This is a genomic window from Microbacterium sp. CFBP9034 (assembly GCF_034045255.1).
Lineage (GTDB): Bacteria > Actinomycetota > Actinomycetes > Actinomycetales > Microbacteriaceae > Microbacterium.
In genome coordinates this window covers 776708-798882 of the sequence record NZ_JAXCWC010000001.1, presented here as the reverse complement: position 1 = coordinate 798882, position 22175 = coordinate 776708, and the positions used below count along the sequence as shown (strand labels likewise).

General features: G+C 67.3%; 17 protein-coding genes. 3 read left to right on the top strand and 14 right to left on the bottom strand.

Features of this window, described 5'->3' with window-relative positions:
* Window positions 1–54: 54 nt before the first annotated feature.
* Complete coding sequence (locus SOM19_RS03485; RefSeq protein WP_320485160.1) at window positions 55–1296, bottom strand: amidohydrolase family protein; 1242 nt, start codon at window positions 1294–1296, stop codon at window positions 55–57.
* A gap of 104 nt (window positions 1297–1400) precedes the next feature.
* Between SOM19_RS03485 and SOM19_RS03480 the strand changes: the two genes are divergently transcribed.
* Window positions 1401–1877, top strand: a complete 477-nt coding sequence (locus tag SOM19_RS03480) for a MarR family winged helix-turn-helix transcriptional regulator (RefSeq protein WP_320485159.1) — start codon at window positions 1401–1403, stop codon at window positions 1875–1877.
* A 36-nt stretch (window positions 1878–1913) separates the two neighbouring features.
* On the opposite strand, the gene SOM19_RS03475 is transcribed toward SOM19_RS03480, so the two are convergent.
* From SOM19_RS03475 to SOM19_RS03430, 10 genes are all read right to left on the bottom strand, one after another.
* A complete protein-coding gene (locus SOM19_RS03475; protein WP_320485158.1) occupies window positions 1914–2516 on the bottom strand; it encodes a DUF998 domain-containing protein in 603 nt (200 codons plus the stop codon).
* Window positions 2517–2681: 165 nt separating this feature from the next.
* Window positions 2682–6902 carry a DUF7507 domain-containing protein gene (locus tag SOM19_RS03470; RefSeq protein WP_320485157.1) on the bottom strand — a complete coding sequence of 1407 codons (4221 nt, stop codon included), beginning with the start codon at window positions 6900–6902 and terminating at the stop codon, window positions 2682–2684.
* 598 nt (window positions 6903–7500) lie between these two features.
* Window positions 7501–8715 carry an MFS transporter gene (locus SOM19_RS03465; RefSeq protein WP_320485156.1) on the bottom strand — a complete coding sequence of 405 codons (1215 nt, stop codon included), beginning with the start codon at window positions 8713–8715 and terminating at the stop codon, window positions 7501–7503.
* Window positions 8716–8798: 83 nt separating this feature from the next.
* The gene (locus SOM19_RS03460) at window positions 8799–9887 is read right to left on the bottom strand and encodes a tartrate dehydrogenase (protein ID WP_320485155.1); all 1089 of its coding nucleotides are present in this window, start codon (window positions 9885–9887) and stop codon (window positions 8799–8801) included.
* Complete coding sequence (locus tag SOM19_RS03455; protein ID WP_320485154.1) at window positions 9884–10867, bottom strand: ABC transporter ATP-binding protein; 984 nt, start codon at window positions 10865–10867, stop codon at window positions 9884–9886. Before SOM19_RS03455 ends, SOM19_RS03460 begins: the two co-directional genes overlap by 4 nt.
* On the bottom strand, window positions 10864–11868 hold the full coding sequence (locus SOM19_RS03450) for an ABC transporter ATP-binding protein (RefSeq protein ID WP_320485153.1): 1005 nt from the start codon (window positions 11866–11868) through the stop codon (window positions 10864–10866). The genes SOM19_RS03455 and SOM19_RS03450 overlap by 4 nt, the downstream gene beginning before the upstream one ends.
* On the bottom strand, window positions 11865–12767 hold the full coding sequence (locus SOM19_RS03445) for an ABC transporter permease (RefSeq protein WP_320485152.1): 903 nt from the start codon (window positions 12765–12767) through the stop codon (window positions 11865–11867). The genes SOM19_RS03450 and SOM19_RS03445 overlap by 4 nt, the downstream gene beginning before the upstream one ends.
* Window positions 12764–13729, bottom strand: coding sequence for an ABC transporter permease (locus SOM19_RS03440; RefSeq protein WP_320485151.1), 966 nt, complete (start codon window positions 13727–13729; stop codon window positions 12764–12766). Before SOM19_RS03440 ends, SOM19_RS03445 begins: the two co-directional genes overlap by 4 nt.
* Window positions 13730–13753: 24 nt before the next feature.
* Entirely contained in the window at window positions 13754–15430 is a 1677-nt protein-coding gene (locus SOM19_RS03435; protein WP_320485150.1) for an ABC transporter family substrate-binding protein, read from the bottom strand.
* A gap of 111 nt (window positions 15431–15541) precedes the next feature.
* Window positions 15542–17380 carry a S9 family peptidase gene (locus tag SOM19_RS03430; RefSeq protein ID WP_320485149.1) on the bottom strand — a complete coding sequence of 613 codons (1839 nt, stop codon included), beginning with the start codon at window positions 17378–17380 and terminating at the stop codon, window positions 15542–15544.
* A gap of 238 nt (window positions 17381–17618) precedes the next feature.
* Here SOM19_RS03430 and SOM19_RS03425 point away from each other — a divergent pair, with 238 nt between their 5' ends.
* The gene (locus tag SOM19_RS03425; protein WP_320485148.1) at window positions 17619–18257 is read left to right on the top strand and encodes a TetR/AcrR family transcriptional regulator; all 639 of its coding nucleotides are present in this window, start codon (window positions 17619–17621) and stop codon (window positions 18255–18257) included.
* 6 nt (window positions 18258–18263) lie between these two features.
* Here the strand turns inward: SOM19_RS03425 and SOM19_RS03420 are convergent, their stop codons facing one another.
* The 3 genes from SOM19_RS03420 to SOM19_RS03410 all read right to left on the bottom strand — a co-directional run bounded on the left by SOM19_RS03420 (window position 18264) and on the right by SOM19_RS03410 (window position 20878).
* Window positions 18264–19331 carry a M20 family metallopeptidase gene (locus tag SOM19_RS03420; protein WP_320485147.1) on the bottom strand — a complete coding sequence of 356 codons (1068 nt, stop codon included), beginning with the start codon at window positions 19329–19331 and terminating at the stop codon, window positions 18264–18266.
* On the bottom strand, window positions 19328–20230 hold the full coding sequence (locus SOM19_RS03415; RefSeq protein WP_320485146.1) for an alpha/beta fold hydrolase: 903 nt from the start codon (window positions 20228–20230) through the stop codon (window positions 19328–19330). The genes SOM19_RS03420 and SOM19_RS03415 overlap by 4 nt, the downstream gene beginning before the upstream one ends.
* A gap of 78 nt (window positions 20231–20308) precedes the next feature.
* Complete coding sequence (locus tag SOM19_RS03410; protein ID WP_320485145.1) at window positions 20309–20878, bottom strand: TetR/AcrR family transcriptional regulator; 570 nt, start codon at window positions 20876–20878, stop codon at window positions 20309–20311.
* Window positions 20879–21001: 123 nt separating this feature from the next.
* On the opposite strand from SOM19_RS03410, the gene SOM19_RS03405 reads away from it, so the two are divergent.
* Window positions 21002–22174, top strand: a complete 1173-nt coding sequence (locus SOM19_RS03405) for an epoxide hydrolase family protein (RefSeq protein ID WP_320485144.1) — start codon at window positions 21002–21004, stop codon at window positions 22172–22174.
* Window position 22175: the final 1 nt, after the last annotated feature.

Here is a 22175-nt window from a genome sequence, read left to right as displayed (position 1 = left end):
ACGCGAACAGCCGAGCCGCGTTGCCGAATTCGATTGCGGCGAGTTGCGTCGGTGTCAGGCCGGCTGACGGATGCCGCGGCGCCAGACGTCGCGGATGTTGAGGGTGTCCCCGATAGTGGTGGTCGGATCGCCGTCGACGAGGAGGAGATCGGCGCGCTGACCCACGGCGATCGTGCCGCGATCGGTGAGACCGAAGCGACGGGCAGTCACCGCGGTGGCAGCACGGAGCGCCGTTGTGGGTGCCAAGCCGGCGTCGACGAAGTACTGCAGCTCCTGATGCACGCTCGCACCGTGCGCGAGGCCGCCGAGGAAGGGCAACGGCTGTGACACGTCGGTGCCGATGAGGAGGTCGACTCCTGCAGCATCCAGAGCACGAACGGTGGCCAGAACATCCTCGAGCCGACCCTGCGGATAGTGGTTGAAGCTGCTGCGCAGCGTCGACTCCCAGTCGGCGGAGAGCTTGCCGGCGACCCGAGGGTCGTCCGCGAGCGCCGACCCGGTGATGCCCATCATCGAGGCGTCGAGCACGACACAGGCGACCACGAACGCACCCGACTGCGCGATGGCAGCGATGATCTCCGGTGTGTGCGGGCGGTCCATGAACAGGTGGGCGAGACCGTCGATGCCCGCATCGATGCTCATCTGCGTAGCCTCGATGGTGAGCGCGTGCGCCACCGTCAGCATGCCGAGGCGGTGGGCCTCCGCGACGCCGGCGTTCAGCGTCGCCTGGTCGAGCATCGGCAGGCCCGGGTGTCCTTCGACGCTGCCGTCATCCACCATGAACTTGATGTAGTCGGAGCCGGCCCGTGCCAGCCGACCGACCACATCGACTGCCTCCTCGGGGCTGGTGACTTTCGCACGCACGATCGGGTCGACCCGCTCCGGCCCACCGGGGCGGCCGCCCGGTCCACCGCCGCGTTGCGGGTGGAAGTCCTTGGGGAACAGTTCCTCCGGATGGCCTCCGGGAGGGGTGAGACCGAACCCGGCCGACCGCACATCCGCCAGGCTGTCATCCTCGGCGATGTGGGCGCGGTCGCGGGCGGTGTTCGCCCCCTGCATCTCGAGCTCGGTCGTCACACCGAACTGCAGCGCCATCCGGAGTCCGGCGGTGTCCGTGTGCACGTGCGCGTCGATGAGGCCCGGCATCAGGGTCGCTCCCGAAGCCTCGACGACCTCCGCACCCGCGGGCGTGTGATCACCGATGGACTCGATCAGGCCGTCGGCGATCACCACGGTCTTCGAGCCGATGTCCGTGGTGCCGTCGAAGACCCGACCGGCCACAATTGCAGTACGCATACGACTTCTTCCATTCCTGCACGAGAGCGTCGCCGGGTGGTGGATACTCAACTACGTGTAAACTATCACATATGTGCAACGTGCACGCACTTTGAGGAGATGTCATGATCGGTCACGACGATGCCGCAGTGGGCGCCCGAAGCGACGATGAGCTCCTCGAGAACATCGGAACGGCGTTCTCCCGCATGAGACGGCGCACGAGCAGCGTTCCCATCGACCTCCCCGCGGCTCGGACCGACGTGCGGCGCGACCTCCTGCTCGCGATCGTGGAGGAGTCCGATGGCCTTCTGAGTGTCAACGCGGTGGCGTCCGCGATGGGGATGGAACGGACCGCGGTCAGTCGCCTCGCGGCATCGTGCGTGACCGAAGGACTCGTCGAACGCGTGGCCTCCCAGAGCGACGGGCGCAGCATCACATTGCGCATCACCCCGGACGGGCGCGAGGTGCTCGCGGGCTCCCGTCAACAGCAGCGTCGCGCCTTCGAATACATCACCAGGGACTGGGACGACGACGAACGGCTCGAGTTCGCGAGACTGCTCCACAAGTACGTCGCCGCCACGAGCCCGGGAGCATCCGATTAGGAACGGCCTGCGGCAGGGCGCGTAGCTCGCCCGGCGTCACACCGCGGACAGCACACTGACAGCGGCGAGCACCACCCATGCCAGGTAGGCGAGGAGGCAGAACCGGTCCGGCCATCCCATTCGGATCTCAGGCGAGCCGCCCGGCCCGTGAGCGGGCGCCGCGGCGAGGAGGAACCACACCAGACCGGCCAACGGAACCACGGATGCGATCGCCAGAGTCCAGCCGAGCGCAGGCGCCACACCGATCCCTGCGAGCAATGCGGCGGGTGGAAAGCCGGCGAGGCACACGAGGCCCAGCAACGTGTGCGCGCGGCCCACGGGCGTGGCTTCAGCGCGCGAAGTCATGATCGGATCGGAGTCGATGAACGCCGCGCCGAGCGCGCCCAGTGCGACAACAGCAAGGCCCAGGGTCCACGCGCCGCCGAACGGCCACAAGGCGACGCACATAGCGGCAGGGCTGATGGCCATCGTGACGAAGGCGACGCGCATGACCCACCCGTATCGCCCGAGGGAGTACTCGCTGATCATCCGCCACGACGGGTCGTACTCGGGCTGGAGGACGTGAAGGAGCGCGATCAGCCCAGCTGTGACCCCGCCGGCGACGAGCGCCGTCACGGCGGCAATGGCCGCGACGCTCAACCCTGGACAGCCACACTTCCAGCGACCACGGGCATCCTCCTCCGCGGCACTCTATCCCAGGGGTAGCTCGCCGTCCCCGACCGAGCGACCGCAGCGTCCGCGGCGCAGAGCGGGTTTCGAATGGTCGAGACCAAGGCTTGTGATTGGATGTTTGCGGAGTCGACCCTAGGTGATGACCCCGGTCCGCCGACGACGTGACCAGAGGACCAGCAGCAATCCGACGAGCGAAAGCACGACTGCGACAAGCGGCGTGGCGCCGGCACCCGTGCCGCCTGTGACGGGCAAGTCGCCGCCGCCGCCGCTCCCTCCGCGGTCCGACCCGGTGAGCGCTACTACGGTCGCCGAAGCCGACAGTGTCGAGGACGCTGACAGCGTCGAGGACGCTGAGGCGGTAGCGGTGTTCTCGAACGTCCCGGCGGTGTCGACCGTCGCCGTGACGTCGATAGTGGTCACCTCTTCGACAGCGAGGAGTCCGATCTCACAGACCACGATCTGACCGGCAATCGTGCATCCCGGCGTCTCGGTCGCGATCGGTGTCACTCCGGCCGGGAACGGGTCGGTGAGCACGACATCCTCGGCGTCGCCGGTGCCGGTGTTCGAGACCGTGATCTCGAACGTCGCGGCACCGCCGGCAAGGACGGATGCCGGGGTCACGGCTTTGGTGACGTGAAGCTCGGGTACACGAGGAATTCCCTCGACCTGCGCGGAACTGATGTTGTTCGCCAGGACGGGATCGAAGATGTCCTGCGGTCCGCGGGGAGATGTCGCGACGTTCTCGAAGATGCCCTCGGAGTCGACGGTCGCCACGATCTCCAGCGTCTCCTGCGGCGGTGGTTCCCCGCGGCCTGGCCCCGGAAGGTCGACGGGCGGCAGGTTGGGCAGCGCCCATGCCCCCGTGACGTCGTCGTAGGTTCCCGCCGACGGGTTGGCGGAGACGAAGGTCAGCCCGGCCGGCAGAGGGTCATTGACGATGACCGGTCCTGAGGCGTCGGGCCCGTAGTTCCATACCTCCACGACGAACGTCACCTGCTCGCCGACGAAGACCTCGGGGGCGGAGACTCCCTTCGAAACGACGATGTCGGCCGCGGGGATGAAGAGGTCGGCATCGTCGACGTTGTTGTCGAGGTTGGGATCCGGCTGGTCGAGGCCGAGAACCACGGAGACGTTGCGATGCCAGCCGGGATTGTGCACTGCTACGACGACCGTCAGCGTGCCGGAAGCTCCGACCGCGAGGTCGCCGACAGTCCACACTCTTGTCTCGAGGTTGAAAGTACCGACCGATGCATCCGCGCTCACGATGTCTGCAGCCGGCATGAGCGGATCGAATGCGACGACCCCGCTCGCATCGTTCGGGCCGGCATTGGCGACAGTGAGGGTGTAGGTGACATTCGCCCCAGGCCGGGAAATCTGAGGTGCGACCGATTTCGTGATCGTCAGATCGGCGATCACGGTGCCGATCACTCCGACCGACGCGCTGTTGTTCGTGGGATCGGTGTCGTTTTGAGTGAGGGAGGTGAGGGTGACCGTGTTGACGTAGGCGATGGGCTCCGTGACAGTCGCGATGATCGTGCGGGATGCCGTCTCACCGGATGCGATCGTGGGCAGTGTCCACAGTCCGGTGGCCTCGTCGTAGTCGCCGTCTCCATCGGAGGAGAAGAAGTCCAAGCCCGCAGGGAGGACGTCGGTGAGCACCACGTTCGTGGCGGCATCCGAGGTGGGCCCGGGAACGTTCTCAGCCGTGATCGTGAACTCGACCTGCTGGCCGATCGGCACGGCATCGGCCGGGGCACCCGACGGTACTGTCACGCTCTTGCCGACCGCGATGTCCAGCTGCGGCTGGTCGGAGGTCACTGTCGCCGCCGAGGAGTTGTTGGACAGGTTCGGGTCGTCGACGACGGGCGATGAGATCGTGGCGGTGTTCACCAGGGTCCCCGCGACGTCGATGCGGGCTGTCACCGTCGCCACGATGCCGAGCTGCCCGGGTGTGATGGTGCCGATCGTCCATGTGCCGGCATCGGCGCTGATCGTGCCCGTTGTCGTTGTAGCGTCCACGATCGTCACACCGGCAGGGAAGACGTCGCTCACGCTGACCTGCAGAGCGGTCTCGGTGCCGAGGTTGCTCGCAGCCAGCTGGTAGGTCACCTCCTGGCCGACGACGACATTCGGGGGGAAGACCGCCTTGACGACGGCGAGGTCCGCGACCGGACGCACGACGCTGACGGCGGCGGTGTCGGAGTTGTTCGACGGATTGATGTCGACAGGCGAAGGATTGCCGCTCAGCGCCGCGATGTTCACGAACGAGCCGAGAACGGTCCCTTGCACGACGATCGTTCGGGTGACGGTCGCCCCGACGGCCAGGCTGCCGACGGTCCAGATTCCCGTCGCGGGGTTGTACGCGCCCGGTCCCTCGGAGGAGACGAAGGAGAGTCCGGGCGGCAGCACATCGCGCAGTTCCACGCCCGAGGCCGCGAACGGACCGTTGTTCTTCGCGTCGATCGAGAAGGTGGCCGTCTCGCCGAGCGGGATCTCTGAGTCATCCACCGACTTGGTGACGGCGATGTCCATCGTGGGCGTGATGGGGTTGACCGTCGCGGAGGCCTGGTCGTTGGTCGGGTCGCGATCGGGCTGGTCCGTGCGCGTGCGCGTGGCGCTGTTGGTGAACGGCGTGCCCGTATTCACCGTCGCCGTGATGGCGAGCGTCTCCGTCTGGCCGACGGCCAGGCTCGGCAGAGCCCACGCACCGGTAGCTGGGTCATATGCGCCCAGTGACGCAGTAGACGACACGTAGACGACGCTGCCCACTGGATCCCCATCCGGCACGACATCCGCGATGATCACTCCGGTGGCGATGGAAGGCCCGTTGTTCGTCGCCGTCACGGTGAACGTCACGTTCTCACCTACCAGCGGAGCCGCGTTGTCCACGGTCTTGGTGACGCCGACATCGGTGGACACGGGGACCTGTGCGGTGACGGGGCCAGCGGTCACGATCTGCCCGATGACCGTCGACGAGCTCACGGACGCTGTGTTCACGACGTAGCCGGCGGCGTTGATCTGACTTGCCTTGATGGCGTGCGTACCTGTGCACACCGTCGATGCCGCGGGCGCGAGTACGCCGACCGGGCAGGTGATGGCGCTCAAGGGGACGCGATCATCGGCTATGACGATGCCCCGCAGCGCCGCACCGCCTGTGTTCGTGATCGTGTACGAGTAAGACACCTGCTGGCCGACGGAGTATGGCGGGGGCGTTGCGACGGCCTTGGCGATGGTGATCGACGCGACAAGCGGCACCGTGACCGTGGCGGGCGGTGACACCACAGTGCCGCCCGCGCCATCCACGGCACTCGCGGTGGCGATGTTGACGACCTGACCCGCCGCGACATCCGCTGCGGTCACGGTGTAGGAACCGCGGCACACCGTACTCGACCCGGGCGCTGGGGCCGTCGTGAGGCTCGTCGAATCGCAGACGATCGCGCTGCTTGTCGGGATCTTGTCATCGTCGATGAAGAGGCCGGTCACCGGTGCGCCGGTGTTGGTGACCGTGTACTGATACGGAATCACTGTGCCTGCCGTGATGACCGGTGGAAGCGGGGCTCCGGAGCGATCCACCTGCTTCTCGAGCTGCAGGCTCGGCAGTGGAACGATGGTGTCGATCTGCGCTCCGCGGACAAGGTGCACGTCGTTCGATCCGCCGGTCGAGGCCGAGAACCCGAACTTGTAAGTGGAGGGCGTGTTCGGAGGGGCCTGGATGTTGAGCTCGGTGACCCACGGGCCGCCGACGGTGTACTGCACCTGCACGATCACCCGCGGCACCGGGATCGCCCCGGTGACCGGGGTGACCTGCACGTTGATCGTCCTCCTGGATGCGTCGAGGGTCGATGCGCGCAGGGTGCCCTGGCCGCCATTCAGGGTCGTGCCCGGCTTCGTGGGGTTGGTGATGGGCTTCGGCACTGTCGAATCAAGCCAGCAATAGCCCGTCGTACTCTGGCCCGGACCCCGCAGCGTGATGACGTTCGGAGCGATGGGCCCTTCCGCCTTGGTCGGCGACTGCTGACCCACGGGGCAGCTCTTTCCGCGGGACTCGCCATCGTTGTAGAAGTTCCCATAGGCGTCGAGGCCGACGCCCAGGTATCCGCCGTTGACGCCCGGTTCGGAGTTGCGTTGGGCATATCCGAGGCTCCCACCGAGCCCGCCTGTCGTCGTGAGGGATGTCGATCCGTCGACGAGGAAGAAACCCACGCCGTCCGCGCCGTTGCCGCCGTACTGATACTGCTCGAACGTCACCGACACACCAGCGCTTGCAGGAACGGGCTTGTTGTAGAGGACGCTGCCGGCGCGGTTCCCCGCAGCATCCGTCAGCTGCAGGTAGCCGTTCGGCGCTCCGCCCATCGCCGGTACCGGGCCTGTGCGGTGCGCGACGCACGATGGGATCTGCGCCGCACCCGCGGGCGGAACGGCACCTGACGCGGCACCGGTCAAACACGTGTCGCCTTGAACTGTCCATGACGGGTCCGCGACGGTGGCACCGGTGAAAGTCTCATCGACCACGGTGGATCCCCCGGTCGGTGGGTCCGCCGAGGCCGCAAGTGGAATGCTCGTCAGACTGGCCGCGAGAAGCGCGCTGGCAAGAGCAAGCGAGAGCACACGCCGAACAGCGGACTTGCGTCGACGCTCATTCACAGGCTTCGCACCGTCCCCCGGTCCCCTCGACGCGGATTGGGGCGAGTAAACCACATCTCGGCCGATCAAGCACCCCTTTCTTGTCTCCCGGCACATCGCAGGGCGCCATACAGCGGCGCGGGCTTCCGTCAGGGCCGGCCGAATCAGCGCCTGCCCTCTCGGTTCCGGAACTCCCAATAGGCGAGGGTCGTCAATGTCGGAGCGGAAACGCCGACAGTCTCGTCGGACAGGTCTGCTGGACAGCCTGGATCGCCCGACAAGGTCGAGCATGAGCCTTGCCTTGCCGACATGGGTGCCAGCCTCTTCGTCACCTCGGACGCGTGACTTCGCTCCCGGGGCTCCGCAGCGCCGCGAAGGCGAGCGCTGCCCCGATGAGGGCCATCGCGACCACTGCCGCAATGAACCATTCCCACCCCGCGGCAGCGAACACGAAGCCGAGACACCATCCGAACAGGCTCGAACCCGCGTAGTACCCCAGGTAGTACAGCGAGGACGCCTGGGCGCGAGCGCGGGGCCGGGCCACGGCAGGCGCCCACCCCGAGGCCACCGCGTGCGCCGCGAAGAACCCGGCGGTGAAGATGAGCAGACCCACGACGATCACCGGCACGACGGGCACCGCCATGATCACGGCGCCCAGGATCATCACCCCGATCGCCGCGAGCAGCACCTGCAGCCGGCCTATTCGCGATGCGAGGACGCCTGCCCACGGCGATGACACCGTTCCGGCGAGATAGGCGAGGAAGAGCGATGTGACCAGAGATGCCGTCAACAGGAACGGCGGTCCGGTGAGGTGGAAGCCGAGGTAGTTGTAAACAGCCACAAACGCACCCATGAGGAGGAATCCCTGCGCGTAGAGCGCGAGCTGCACGGGCGAGCGAAGGTTGGCGCGCATGCGCTCAGCGATGCTCGGACCTGCGACGGCGCGATGGCGCCCGGCGACGAATCCGCGCGCCCGCGGGACGAGGGACAGGAAGGCGATGGCGGATGCCGCGCACAGCGCCGAGATGGCCCACATGCCGGCATGCCAGCCGAACGCGTCGCCCATCCATCCCGACCCGGCGCGTCCCGCGAGGCCTCCGACGGTCGTTCCCGCGATATAGCTGCCGGCTGCGGTGGCGACGTGCCGCGCGTCGACTTCCTCACTCAGATAGGCAAGCGCGATGGCCGGGATCGCCCCCAGCGCCACGCCTTCGACGGCCCGGAGCGCCAGCAGTGTCACGATGTCGGCGCTCAGCGGCGCGAGGGCCCCCACGAGGGTGGCGGTGATCAACCCCGCGGCCATGGCAGGCACTCGGCCGATGCGATCGGCCACGATCGACCAGGGGATGACGGCGGCGGCCAGCCCGAGCGTCGCGGCAGAGACGGCGAGCGCCGCGGTAGTCGCACCCACGTCGTAGGCAACGGCGATCTGCGGAAGCACCGCCTGCGGTGAGTACAACTGCGCGAAGGTCGCGATGCCCGCGAAGAACAGGGCGATCAGGAGGCGGCGATAGGCTCCGCTTCCCCGGACGTGGCCGCTCACGCCGCCGAGTCCCATCCCACGCGGGTGATGCGAGCAGGGGCACCTGCCAGACGTCGGGCGAGGCGGTCGAACGTCACCGCCACCTAGGCCACAGCATCCGCAATGGCCTGCGCAAGCGGGTCGGTCTTACCCGCACCTCCGATATCCGGGGTGAGCACCGACGGGTCCGCCGCGCTCAGGACCTCGTCGATAGCGGCCAGGATTGCGCCGGACGCCTCGCCATGGCCCAGGTGATCGAGCATCATCGCTCCGCACCAGATCTGCCCGATGGGGTTCGCGATCCCTTTGCCCGCGATGTCGGGCGCCGACCCGTGCACCGGCTCGAAAAGGCTCGGGAAGAGGCCCTCGGGGTTGATGTTCGCGCTCGGGGCGACCCCGATGGTCCCGGTGCAGGCGGGGCCGAGATCGGAGAGGATGTCGCCGAACAGATTGCTCGCGACCACCACGTCGAACCAGTCAGGATGCAGCACGAAGTTCGCCGCCAGGATGTCGATGTGGAACTGGTCGTGCTCGACGTCGGGGTACTGGGCGGCCATGGCGGCGAAGCGCTCATCCCAGTACGGCATCGAGATCGTGATGCCGTTGCTCTTGGTGGCCGAGGTGACCTTCGCTCGATCCCGGCGCTGGGCGAGTTCGAAGGCGTAGCGCAGCACGCGGTCCACGCCGACACGGGTCATCACGGTCTGCTGCACCACGACCTCGCGATCGGTGTCGTCGAAGATCTTGCCGCCGATCGAGGAGTACTCCCCCTCGGTGTTCTCCCGCACGACGATGAAGTCGATGTCGCCCACGCGTCGCCCCGCGAGCGGGCTCGGGATGCCTGGTAACAGCCGGCACGGACGGAGGCTGATGTACTGATCGAATCGGCGCCGGAACTGGATGAGACTTCCCCACAGCGACACGTGATCGGGAACGACCTCAGGCCATCCGACCGCCCCGAAGTAGATCGCGTCGAACCCGTTCAGCGTCTCGAACCAGTCGTCCGGGAGCATCTTCCCGTGCTCGAGCCAGTAGTCGGCCGAGGCGAAGTCGAAGTGCTCGTACTCGAGCGGGATGCCGAAGCGGGCGGCCGCCGCGTCCAGCACGCGCAGCCCAGCCGGCACCACCTCCTTGCCGATCCCGTCGCCGGGAATCACGGCAATGCGATGGGTCGTTCCGGATGCGGTGCTCACACGACGTTCCTCACTGCGGGGTAATGGCAGGCGACGCGGTGTGCGTCGCCGTGATCGATCAGCTCAGGCTCGACCTGCGCGCACAGATCCGTGGCCTTCCAGCACCGCGTACGGAACCGGCATCCGGAGGGGGGCGAGACCGGGCTCGGCACATCGCCCGTCAGCACGATGCGCTCCCTCGCCCGCTCGACCCGCGGATCGGGCACCGGGATCGCCGACAGCAGCGCCTGCGTGTACGGATGCATGGGCCTCTCGTACAGCGAGTCGACGGGCGCGTCCTCGATGAGTTTGCCGAGGTACATCACTCCGACCCGATCGCTCAGGTGTCGAACGACCGAGAGGTCGTGCGCGATGAAGAGGTACGTCAGGCCGAGGTCGCGCTGCAGGTCGTCGAGGAGGTTGAGGATCCCGGCCTGCACGCTGACGTCCAGGGCGCTGACCGGCTCGTCGAGGACGATGACCTCGGGCTCCATCGCCAGCGCCCGCGCGATTCCGATGCGCTGGCGCTGACCGCCGGAGAACTCGTGCGGATAGCGCTCCGCGTGCGCGGGGTTCAGCCCGACCATGTCGAGCAGGTCGAGCACCCGGGCGGATTGGTCTCCCCGGTACAGGCCGTGGATGGCGAGAGGTTCGGCGAGCGCGTCCCGCACCGACTTGCGGGGGTTCAACGACGCGTAAGGATCCTGGAACACGAATTGGATGCGGCGGCGGAGTGCCCGGAGCTTCGTGCCGTTCACGCGCGTGATGTCGGTATCGCCGAGCCAGATCGCACCCGAAGTCGAGGTCTGCAGCTTCGCGACGCTTCGCCCGAACGACGACTTCCCGCATCCGGACTCGCCGACCAGTCCGAACGTCGTACCACCCGGGACCGAAAGACTGACATCGGAGACGGCGTGCACGATCTCGGTGCTGCGACGGAAAGGTCCCCCGCCGACGGGATACTCCTTGACGAGATGGTCGACCGTGAGTGACGTACTCATCGCGTCTCCTCCCGCAACTCGAAGACGCGGACGCAGCTGACGGTATGCGTTCCCCCCACGTTCACCGGGGGCGGCACGGCGATGTCGCAGCGCCCGGCAACGGCGTGCGCGCAGCGAGGGGCGAAGCGGCACCCGACCGGCCATCTCGTCGCCACCGGCGGCTGCCCCGGGATCTGATACAGCCGATCCTCGCGCGACGATCTGCGATCCATCCTCGGCATCGAGGCGAGCAGACCCGAGGTGTACGGGTGCCCCGTCTCGTAGAACAGCGGATCGACGTCGGCGGCCTCGACGACGCCGCCCGCGTACATCACGATCACACGGTCGGCGATCCCCGCCACGACCCCGAGATCGTGCGTGATGACGATGACGGTCGTCCCCGTGCGCCGCTGCACTTCGCGGAGCACTTCCAGCACCTGGGCCTGCACGGTGACGTCGAGCGCCGTGGTGGGCTCATCGGCGATCAGCAGGTCGGGATCGTTCGCGATGCTCATCGCAATCATCACGCGCTGGCGCATCCCGCCCGAGAACTCGTGCGGATAACGCTCGATCCGCTTCTCGGGAGCCGGGATGCCGACGAGTTCGAGGAGCTCGATCGCCCGCGCACGGCGCTCGTCGCGCGTGGTGTCAGGGCGATGCACGCGCACTGCCTCGATGAGCTGGGCGCCCACGGTCGCCACGGGGTTGAGTGCGGTGAGGGCATCCTGGAACACGATCGCGATGTCGTCGCCGCGGATCTCGCGCAGCTCGTCGTCGGACAATCCGACGAGTTCGCGGCCGCGGAATCGGATCGACCCGGTGATCACGGCCTGCTTGGGGAGGATGCCCATGATGGCCATCGCGGTCATCGATTTACCCGACCCCGACTCGCCGACGATTCCGAGCGTCTCGCCTTCGTGCAAGGTGAACGAGACGTCCTCCACCGCCCGCGCGGCTCCCGCGTCGGTGTCGAAGGCGACAGAGAGGTTCTCCACCTCGAGAAGCGGAGCGGCGGCGTTCACAGGTTCTTCCCCTGAGGATCGAGGGCGTCGCGCAGGCCGTCGCCGATGAAGTTGACGCAGAGCACGGTGACCAGGATGAAGATGCCGGGGAAGTAGAGCAGGTACACCTGGGGCGTCCCGACGTAGCCGGCGGCCTGACTGAGCATCGAGCCCCAACTGGTCTGCGGTGAGCGCACCCCGAAACCGAGGAAGCTGAGCGTCGACTCGGCGATGATCGCGGATGCCACGGCCAGGCTCATGGCCACCGCGATGACGCCCGCGAGGTTCGGGAGCAGGTGCGACACGATGATGCGGAGGTTCGAGGCGCCGATGCCGCGGGCCGCCTCGATGAAGTCCTTCTCCCGGAGCGAGAGCACCTGTGCGCGGACGACGCGGGCGATGTAGGTCCAGCCGAGTGCGGTGAGCGCGAAGACGATGGTGGTGGGCGAGGGCCCGAGACCCTGGACGATGACGGCGAGGAGGGCGATCGCCGGGACGATCAGGAACAGGTCGGTGATGCGCATGATGAGCTCGCCGACCCACCCGCTCGCGTAGCCCGCGACCGCGCCCAGCGCCGTACCCACGACGGTGGCGAGAAGCGCGACGCTGAGCCCGATTGCGAGCGAGATCTGACCGGCGTAGAGGATCTCGCTGAGGTAGTCCCGGCCGAGCTCATCCGTACCGAGCCAGTGCTCGGCGGACGGTCCGGTCGGGCCGAGGAGCAGATCCTGCAGCCCCTGCGGATACGGCGCGATCCACGGCGCTCCGAAACACACGAAGATCAGGGTCAGGAGGACGAGGAGGCTTGCGACGGCGAGCTTGTGGTGGAGGAAGCGCTTGATCAGCTGCCGCGTCGATCCCGCCGAGATCGGCTGCTCCGCGAGCAGCTCCTCGCGGCCGGTGAGTCCCGCTCCGCTCATGACAGCCCCACTCTCGGGTCGAGCACCGCGTAGCCGATGTCGGCGACGAGATTGCACAGCACCACGGCGATCGCGACGACGATCATCCACGGCAGCAGCACGAAGACGTCCCCGGCGACGAGGGACTGGAGAAAGAGGCGTCCCATCCCCGGAATCGCGAAGATCTGCTCGGTGACGACCAGACCCCCGATGAGGATCGCCGCGTCGAGCGCGACCACCGTGACGAAGGGCGCGAGGGAGTTGCGCACGGCGTGCCGCCAGATGATCTGCCTGCGCGGCACGCCCTTCGCGCGGGCGGTGCGCACATAGTCACTGGAGAGCGAGTCGAGCATCGCAGTCCGCCCGAACCGGCTCCATGACGCCACGAGGGCGATCATCAGCGCCGCGACGGGGAGCACCAGATGCCGGACGTAGTCCAGCACTCCGACCTCGGTCACCGGGGGCAGCCCGATGAAGAAGAGCGGCGGCTCGTCGAGCCCGAATGCCTCCTTCGGCCAGACCGCGAGTGCCTGGATCAGGATCAGGCCGAACCAGAAAGCCGGCATCGCGATACCGATATAAGAGGCCCCGGTGAAGACCTGATCGCCGAACGAGTACTGCCGGACCGCCGAGTAGACGCTGATGCCGCCGGCCACGATGACCGCAACGACGAGTCCCCAGAACGCCAGCTGCAGCGTCGGCCACAGTGCGTCGCCGATCAGAGGGAGTACGGCGGTGCCGGTACGGCTGCTCTCCCCCCAGTCGCCGGTGACGAACGATCGCAGCCACAGGAAGTACTGCTCGAAGATCGAGCGGTCCAGCCCCAGTCGTTCGATCTCACGCTCGAGCGCGGTCGGATCCGCGGTCTGGCGGAGCTTCGCCAACGGATCGAAGGTGGAGCGGACGGCCCAGAAGAGGATGAACGAGGCGATCAGGATCACCGGCAGCGAGTACAGCACCCGTCGCGCAATGAAGCTGAACACTGATCTCTCCTGGGCCGGCGGGGGTCAGCCCGCGATGCCCCAGGCGGCGAGGTTCCAGAACGGTCCCTCGATCGGGTTGATCTCGAGCGGTCCACCGATCTTGTCACTCCACAGCAGGACCAGGGGCACGGTGTCGAGCGGCAAAGACGGCACGTTCTCCGCGATCACGGCATCCGCCTCCTTCGACGTCGCGATGCGGGCGTCGACGTCGAGTTCGGTGTCGACCTGGCTCAGGAGCGGATCGAGCTCAGGGATCGACACGCGGTAGAAGTTGATGCCGCTGAACCCGTTGTCCTCGCTCGGGACGTTGGTGGACAGGAAGGAAGAGCTGAGCGTGGGGTCCGGGAAGGTGTCGACGATCGCCCACAGGCCCGCCTGGAAGTCGCCCTCCGGCGCGATCGTGCCGAACAGATCTGCAGGTGTGACCGAGTTGATGGTCATCTCGAATCCGGCGTCCGCGAGCTGCGACTGCAGCACCTGGGTCGTGAGGTCACGCCGCTTGTTGCCCGCGAGCGTCTCCATCGAGAACGTGGCGGTCTGACCGTCCTTCTCCCAGACGTCGTCGGCGTTCTTCGCCCAGCCGTCGCCTTCCATGAGCTCGGTCACCTTGTCGAGATCGAGCGTGTACTCGGAGAAGTCGTCGGATGCGTAGGCGCCGACGATCGGGCTGTTGAAGCTCTGCTGCGCCTTGTCGACGCCGAGGGCGCCGAACAGCCGCTCCACGATCGCGTCTCGGTCGATCGAGTACGCGACCGCCTGACGGACCGCCTTCGAGTCGAACGGGAACGCGGCGTTGTTGAGCCACACGGCCTCGAGGCTGGCGCTGCGGGCATCGACCTGCGAGTTGATACCGGGAAGTCCCGCGTCGATCTGGCTGATCGCGTCCAGCTGCGGCGAGGGGTAGAGGACGTCGACCTGTCCGCTCTTCAGCGCCTGGAAAGCCGCGGTGGTGTCGGGCAGGAACAGATACGTGACCTTGTCGAGGTTCGGCTTTTCGCCCCAGTAGTTCTCGTTCGGGACGAGCGTCGCGGACGTGCCTCGATCCCAGGACTCGATCTTCCACGGTCCCCCGCTGAAGTCGTAGCCGTCGGTCATGAGCGCGGCGCGATCCTTGCCCTCCAGGAGGTGCGCCGGCATCACGCCGTAGGTGCTGAACAGCGTCCGCCAGCCGGCGAACGGGGTGTCGAGGGTCACCACTGCGACCTTCGGGTCGGACGTGTCGACACTCGCGATGCGGTCGTAGCCGGTCTTGTCGAAGATGTCGTCGCCGTCCCGGATCTGCAGCGCTGTGTACTCGAAGTCCTTCGAGGTGATGGGCTCGCCGTCGGACCAGACCGCATCGGGGTTGATCGTGTACGTGATCGTCTGACCCTCAGCCGTCTCTTCGGCGACGGGCTCCTCCGTCACGAGATCGGACGGGACCGGCGTCCACACGTCGTCGATGAGACGGGTGTTGAAGACGATCGGCATGGTGGGGATCTGCATCATGTAGGTGCCCCAGATGGACCCCGCGCATGTCGCGATCCAGTCCACGCAGTCGGGCTCCTGCTCGGCGCCGATGATGACCTCCCCGCCCTCTACGACAGGGGGGGCGCTGGACTGCTCGGGGGGAGAGTCGCCCGCGCTGCAGGCGACCAGCGTGCCGACGCTGAGCAGTGCGAGGGCGGCGAGCGTGAGGCTACGGTGCGGTGACTTTCGCATGTGCGGACTCCGTGATCAAGAGAAGATGCTTCGTGGGATGGCCTGCGGCGTGTGGCGGGTGCTCCGACTATAAAACGCGTGCCGAGCGTTTAGCAAGGCCTATAGTCAATGTCATTGATTACGATTGTGTGACCAGGATCGACCCGCGAGAGCACGCAGCGCGAGCTCGGTCATTCGGCGCTGGTCGCGCTGGTGGTTGTTCAAGCCGGTGGGCTCGTGGCCGCCGTCGAAGACATCCATGACGACGTCGCCGCCGCGCTCGCCGAGTCCGTCGACGAAGCGCTGCACGCCCACGATCGGTGTGCGCGTGTCGATGGCGCCCTGGTTGATCCACACCGAGGCGCGAACATCGTCGAGGTAGCTGATCGCCGAGTAGCGCGCCACCATCTCCGGCGGCACCCACGACTGCCACACGCTGCGTACAGCGGGGTTCATGGCGGCGATCGCAGCAGTCCAATCGGCGACGGCGACGTGAGCCATTCCGCCGACGAAGAGATCAGGAAGGCGCCCCACGCTCAGCAGAGTCAGGTGGCCGCCGAAGGACGCGCCGGTGATGAAGGTGGATGACGGATCGGCGAGACCTTGCCCGCGCAGCCATTCCACCGCGGCGGCGACGTCTTCGATCTCCCGGTCGCCTCCCGATCCCCAGAAGCCCTCGCGGAAGGCCCGCCCGAAGGTGACCGAGCCCCGGAAGTTCAGGGCGGCGTACGCGAAGCCGGCGTCGATCCAGGCTTGCGCAGACGGTTCATAGCCGTCGATCATCACGAGGTTCGGGCCACCATGCACTTCGAGCACCGTGCCGAGCGGTGCGCGGCCGTCGGGAACACCCAGCCACAGCTGCACCCTCGTGCCGTCCGCGCTCTCGATCATCGTGGAGGCGAACGAGCGCCCTTCCGGGACGGGTGCCGGCGAGACGAGCTCTCGCACCTCGCTGCCGGAGATCTCGTCGATGTGGAGTGGCACGGACCAGCTCGAGCGGACAGCGCGAATTCGACCGTCGGGCGCATAATACGACGCCCACTGGAACGGATGAAGATCGGCGACATCAGGGTTCGCGAAACTGCCGCCCTCGGCCACGACTCGCACCTCGCCCTGCGCGTCGCCCAGCTCGAGCAATCGCTGGATCCCGTCCTGCACGTGCAGCGCGAGGACTCGGCCGGACGCTGCGTTCCAATCGAGCGGGATGATCTCGCCCGCGAGGTGCGGGAGGTCGAAGTCGCGACGCTCCCCCGTGCGGAAGTTCCAGAGAAGAGGACGCGCGTATCCCGAGCGCTCGGTGTTCACCAGAATGCGCGGGTCGCCCGCGATGGCGGAGAAGCGCACACCGCGCACCGGTCCCGCCGGCAAGTCGTCCAGCACCGCGACCGTTGCGCCGGAAGAGACGTCGATCACCGTCAGGGCGGGCCGACGGATGCCGGGGTTGTGGGATGTCGTGTCGACGCTGACGAACGCGGCATCCGGAGCGATCTGTCCGTACCACGCCTCGACGGGATTGCTGTAGACGAGGCGGGCCGGGCCCCACGGAGCTGCGGGGATGACGAGCACGTGGAACCCGTCTTCGTCGACGACCGTCACGACGAGCGACGAACCGTCGTAGGAGGTCTCCAGGCCTCGAAGCACGAACGGCGGCCGCCCGGGTGTCAGGTCGACCACCTCTGAGCCATCGACGCGTGTGGCGACGAGCGTGCCGACCTCGGACCCGCCTCCGTCGTCGAGATCGACCACCCATTGAGCATCCGCGGTGAGGACTGCACCCACACCGACGGGGAACGGGAGCAGATCCGCGGGCTCTTCACCCGCGCGCCAGATACGCGCACGGGAACCGTCGGGGTGGTTCTCGACGAGGAGAGCGACGTCGTCGGGCCCGACCGTGGGGCGCGCCGTGAGCAGGTAGGGGACCTCGAACCGCCGGATCAATGCGGCGTCGGTCTCGGCGGGAATCGCATCCATGCGGGTGCCTCTCTGCAGATCACGGTACTCTGGTCAGGTGCGTTGACTATACCAGTGACTAATTGCCGCCCGATAGACATCGTCCGAATCATTCCCGTTGACTACGCTCAAGTCACCGAGCGGCCACGACCGCACGTCATAAGCGAAAGGAATCGACGACACGATGCCGAAGGAGAAATCCGCCGCAACGCGCACGCCGACCCCGGGGAAGCCTCGACCGCGCCGCGCACGCGACTCGTTGAGCCGCGAGATCATCGTCGCCGCAGCCGACGCGGTGGTCCAGCGCGATGGCCTGGATCGCCTGACGTTCCAGACCATCGGTGAAGAGCTCGATGCCCACCCCACGTCGATCTATCGCCACTTCCGCGACAAGGAGGAGCTGCTGCTCGCGCTCATCGACACCCTGCGCGCGCGGTCCTACAGCGGTGCGATGGTCGCCTCCGATGACTGGATGGCAGATCTGCGCGCGCAGGCTCACCTGATCCACGACCACTACATGCGCTACCCGGAATTCGCGCTTCAGATGGCCCTGCGCCGGCCGACCGATTTCACCTCGATGGAGTTCTCGATCGGCGCCCTCCGCCGAGGCGGCTATGGGCCCGAACTTGCGGCGATGTACGCGCGGGCGCTGGGGCAGCTCGTACGGTCGGCGAGCAGCATCCAAGCGGCATTGACGGCGATCCCCGAGGATGTGCGCGACGCAGACGAGCTCACGTGGCAGATGGATTTCCGCAAGCTCGATCCTGAAACGCACCCGAACATCGCGTGGGTGGGACCGAACCTCCCCGGCATCCAGGATCCGCGCTCCTGGGAGACCGCGCTGGACCTTTTGCTCGAGAGCATCGAGCGGCACGCGCCCGTCAACCAGGCGACCTGACGAGGGTCAGCGCCCCCAGCGATCGATCATGCCCGCGACGAGACGCGCACGCTGAGCGATCGACTTCAGCGACGCCCATTCGTGCTCTGCGTGCGCGCCGTCACCGTCCGGACCCAGTCCGTCAAGGGTCGGGATGCCGAGAGCCGCGGTGAAGTTGCCGTCCGATGCTCCGCCCACCGCCTCGGCACGCAATTCGGCGTCGCCGATCGCCCTGCTCACCTCGGCGGCGAGCGCGAACAGCTCTCGCGATGCAGCCTTCTCCATCGGCGGGCGATTGATGCCGCCGGTCACCTCGATAGCAGCACGAGAGTCGACGGGGCGTCGAGCGCGCAGCTCACCATCAACGCGCTCGAGCTCGGCGAGGGTCCACGCACGCACATCGATGCGCACCGCCGCGCGGTCGGGAATCGCGTTCGTCACCGTACCCGCTTGAGCGACCGTCGGGCTCACCGTCGTCGCGCGCCCGTCGCCGAGGCTGGGAAGCGCGGTCACCTGATGAGCGAGCTCGACGAGGGCGTTCACCCCGTTCCACGGCTCGAGCCCGGCGTGTGCGGCACGACCGGTGACCGCGAGCGAGTAGATCCCGCCCCCGCGCCGGGCGATCTTGACCGCACCGGCGAGACTCGGCTCGAGCACGAGAACGGCTCCGGACTCCGCGGCGACCCGCTCCAACAGGGCACGGGAGGTCAGCGAACCGACCTCTTCGTCACCCGTGAGCAGTACGCCGATGTCGCCGCCGTGCGCCGCCAGCGCGACCGCTTCAGCCGCGGCCACGATACCGCCCTTCATATCGAACACTCCGGGTCCGGTGCACCTGTCGCCGGTCACAGCGAACGGCAGCCGCTCGATCGTGCCGATCGGCCAGACGGTGTCGATGTGTCCGAGAAGCAGCACACGCGGTCGCTCTGCTCCCCACCGCACGTGCTCGACGCCGTCGACGAGCTCCTTGCGACCCTCGCCGAGTGAGGGTGCGAGCCAACCGTCGACCAGGTCGTAGGCCCGAGCGATGCCGGCCCCGTGGCCCGTCGGGGTCTCGATCGATACGAGCTGCTCCAGGCGTTCGACCAGCCTCATCGCGCGTCCACCATTCCTGTGGCGGCGCACCTCTCGAAGAAGTGGCCGAGTGCCTTCGCGGTCGCTTCGGGGGCCTCCTCGGGAAGGTAGTGATCTGCCTGGATGGCGTGTCCCTCGACGTCCGGCGCAAACGCGCGCCACACGCCGAGCACGTCGAAGTTGCGGCCGACGTAACCGTCGGCACCCCACAGCGCCAGCACCGGCACCGAGAGCGCGCGGCCCGCCGAGGCATCCGACCGATCGTGTTCAAGATCGGTACTCGCCGCAGCGCGGTAGTCCGCGCACGTCGCCTCGATGACGCCGTCGCGCAGGAAGCAGGCGAGGTAGCGGTCGAAGACCTCTGGTGGGAGCGGATCGCGCACCGACCATCGGCCCTCGAAGCGACTGCGGAGCCATCGCTCGGGGGCGGCGCGGATGAGGTCTTCGGGTAGACCGGCGCCGAGGCCGAGGAAGAACCAGTGGAAGTAGCTCGTTGCCATCGCGCGGTCGACGTGGTCGAACATGTGCAGCGTCGGCACGATATCGATCACGCCGAGCGAGCGGACACGATCCGGCGCGTCGAGCGCCATGCGGTGCCCGACGCGCGCCCCTCGATCATGACCGGCGACGAAGAACGAGTCGAAGCCGAGCCGAGTCATGACCTCCAGCTGGTCGGCGGCCATGGCGCGCTTGGAGTAGACCTCACCCCGGGGAACGTCGGACTCTCCGTAGCCACGAAGGTCGGTCGCGACGACCGTGAAACGCTCCGCGAGAGCTGGTGCCACTTCGCGCCACATCGCGCGCATCTCCGGGTAGCCGTGCAGCAGGAGCAACGGCGGCCCATCGCCGATCACCGTGGTCGCGATGCGCACACCATCGCTCCCTTCGACGAGCTCAGGCTGCGCTGCCAGCAGATCCACGAGATAATCTCCTTAGTCAATGTCATTGACTATTAGACTGCCTATGTGCGGCAAAAGTCAACGTAGAGGCAAGTTCGGTCAGGGCCGGCCGCGAATCAGCGCCTGCGCTCGCGGTTCCGGAACTCCCAGCAGAAGCAGGGTCGTCAACGTCGGAGCAGCAGCGCCGACAGTCTCGTCGGGCAGGTCGTCGTCGGCAATGGCGAAGACCGCCGACCAGGCGACCTGGCTGAGAAGGCCCGCGGGAAGGTGCCGGCCGAAAGCCCCGGTGTCCTGGCCCCGTCGGACCAGATCGGCCAGCGACTTCTCGACCCCTCCGAGAAGGGCATGGATGTCCTCGCCGAACTCGCCGCGTCGAAGCGCCACCAGCACCCGGTAGCGGTGCACCAGTGGCCAGAGACCGGCGACGAAGTCGGCCCACACCGCATCGGCCGCATCGTCACCGGTCGCTCCGTCGGCCAGGAGGGCGGCGATCTCGTCGACAGCGCGCTCGGTGAGCGCACGCACGAGGTCTGATCGGGACGGAAAGTACCCGTAGACGGTACGTCTCACAACGCCGGCAGCCACGGCGACGTCCCCCATGCTCGCGCCGGAGTTCTTCCCCAGAACCTCGATCGCGACATCGAGGATCCGTTCCCTCGTATCACCCAAGCCACACGCCCCGATATCCGATCCGCATCCTTCGATGATTGCACATGCGTGTGCAATTGCGTAGCCTGCACACCAGTGTGCAATTACTGCTGCGCACTCCGATCGACTCGGGAGAGCAACGCCATGACCGCACCTATCCGCACCACACCAGAAGTCCGTTCGTTCCGCGCCGCGATCTCGGACTCCGAGATCGAGGACCTCACCCAACGGCTGGCGAGAACCCGGTGGCCGGCTCAGGAGACCGTCCCGGACTGGTCGCAGGGCGTCCGCGTGGAGAATGCCAAATCGCTCGTCTCGTACTGGGAGCGAGAGTACGACTGGCGCCGCTTCGAATCGGAGCTCAGATCCTTCCCCCAGTTCCTGACAACGATCGGGGGGCTCGACATCCACTTCATCCATGTCCGATCGGTCAACCCTGGGGCGATGCCTCTGCTCCTCACGCACGGATGGCCCGGGTCGAACGCCGACTTCTTGAAACTGATCGGCCCGCTCACCGACCCCGTCTCGCATGGCGGGGACGTCAGCGACTCGTTCGACGTCGTCATCCCGTCACTGCCCGGATTCGGGTTCTCGGGCAAACCGACCGAGGCCGGCTGGGACGTCACCCGCATCGCAGAAGCGTGGGTGGAACTCATGAGTCGCCTCGACTACCAGGCGTGGTCGGCGCACGGTGGCGATTGGGGCGCGGCCGTCACCACGACACTCGGCGCCATGCGGCCCGACGGCCTGCTCGGAATCCACCTGAACACTCCTTACGCCTTTCCTGCCCGAATCCCCGATGTGCTGACACCTGGAGAGCGTCACGCCGTGGACGGCCTGGCCCTCTACGCCGGACCGCTCGGGGGGTCGAATCATCTACAGGGCACAAGGCCGCAGACCGTCGGATTCGGACTGGCGGACTCGCCGGCCGGCCAAGCCGCCTGGATCTACGAGAAGTACCAATCCAAGACGGACAACCTCGGACTGGCGGAGGACGCCCTGGGCGTGGACGCCATGCTGGACACGATCGCGCTCTCCTGGTTCACCAACAGCGCTGCCTCCTCCGCCCGCATCTACTGGGAGAACCGAGCGGCCACGATGGCCGGTCCGAAGCTGTCACTGCCGGTCGCCGTGACCGTTTTCCCGCGAGATATCCCCCGGTTGCCTCGAACCTGGATCGAAGACGCCTACAGCGACCTGATCCACTACGGCGAAGCCGACAAGGGAGGACACTTCGCCGCTCTCGAACAGCCGGAGATCCTCGTCGCCGAGCTCCGCGCTGGGCTGAGAAGCCTCCGCGATCAGGTCACACGGTGAA

What these genes read in the sequence shown, in the direction of transcription:
- SOM19_RS03445 (WP_320485152.1), bottom strand. Translation starts at nt 12,767, where the DNA reads ATGAGCGGAGCGGGACTCACCGGCCGCGAGGAGCTGCTCGCGGAGCAG.
- SOM19_RS03470 (WP_320485157.1), bottom strand. Translation starts at nt 6,902, where the DNA reads ATGGGCGGAGCGCCGAACGGCTACCTGCAGCTGACGGATGCTGCGGGG.
- SOM19_RS03435 (WP_320485150.1), bottom strand. Translation starts at nt 15,430, where the DNA reads ATGCGAAAGTCACCGCACCGTAGCCTCACGCTCGCCGCCCTCGCACTG.
- SOM19_RS03455 (WP_320485154.1), bottom strand. Translation starts at nt 10,867, where the DNA reads ATGAGTACGTCACTCACGGTCGACCATCTCGTCAAGGAGTATCCCGTC.
- SOM19_RS03485 (WP_320485160.1), bottom strand. Translation starts at nt 1,296, where the DNA reads ATGCGTACTGCAATTGTGGCCGGTCGGGTCTTCGACGGCACCACGGAC.
- SOM19_RS03420 (WP_320485147.1), bottom strand. Translation starts at nt 19,331, where the DNA reads ATGAGGCTGGTCGAACGCCTGGAGCAGCTCGTATCGATCGAGACCCCG.
- SOM19_RS03480 (WP_320485159.1), top strand. Translation starts at nt 1,401, where the DNA reads ATGATCGGTCACGACGATGCCGCAGTGGGCGCCCGAAGCGACGATGAG.
- SOM19_RS03430 (WP_320485149.1), bottom strand. Translation starts at nt 17,380, where the DNA reads ATGGATGCGATTCCCGCCGAGACCGACGCCGCATTGATCCGGCGGTTC.
- SOM19_RS03405 (WP_320485144.1), top strand. Translation starts at nt 21,002, where the DNA reads ATGACCGCACCTATCCGCACCACACCAGAAGTCCGTTCGTTCCGCGCC.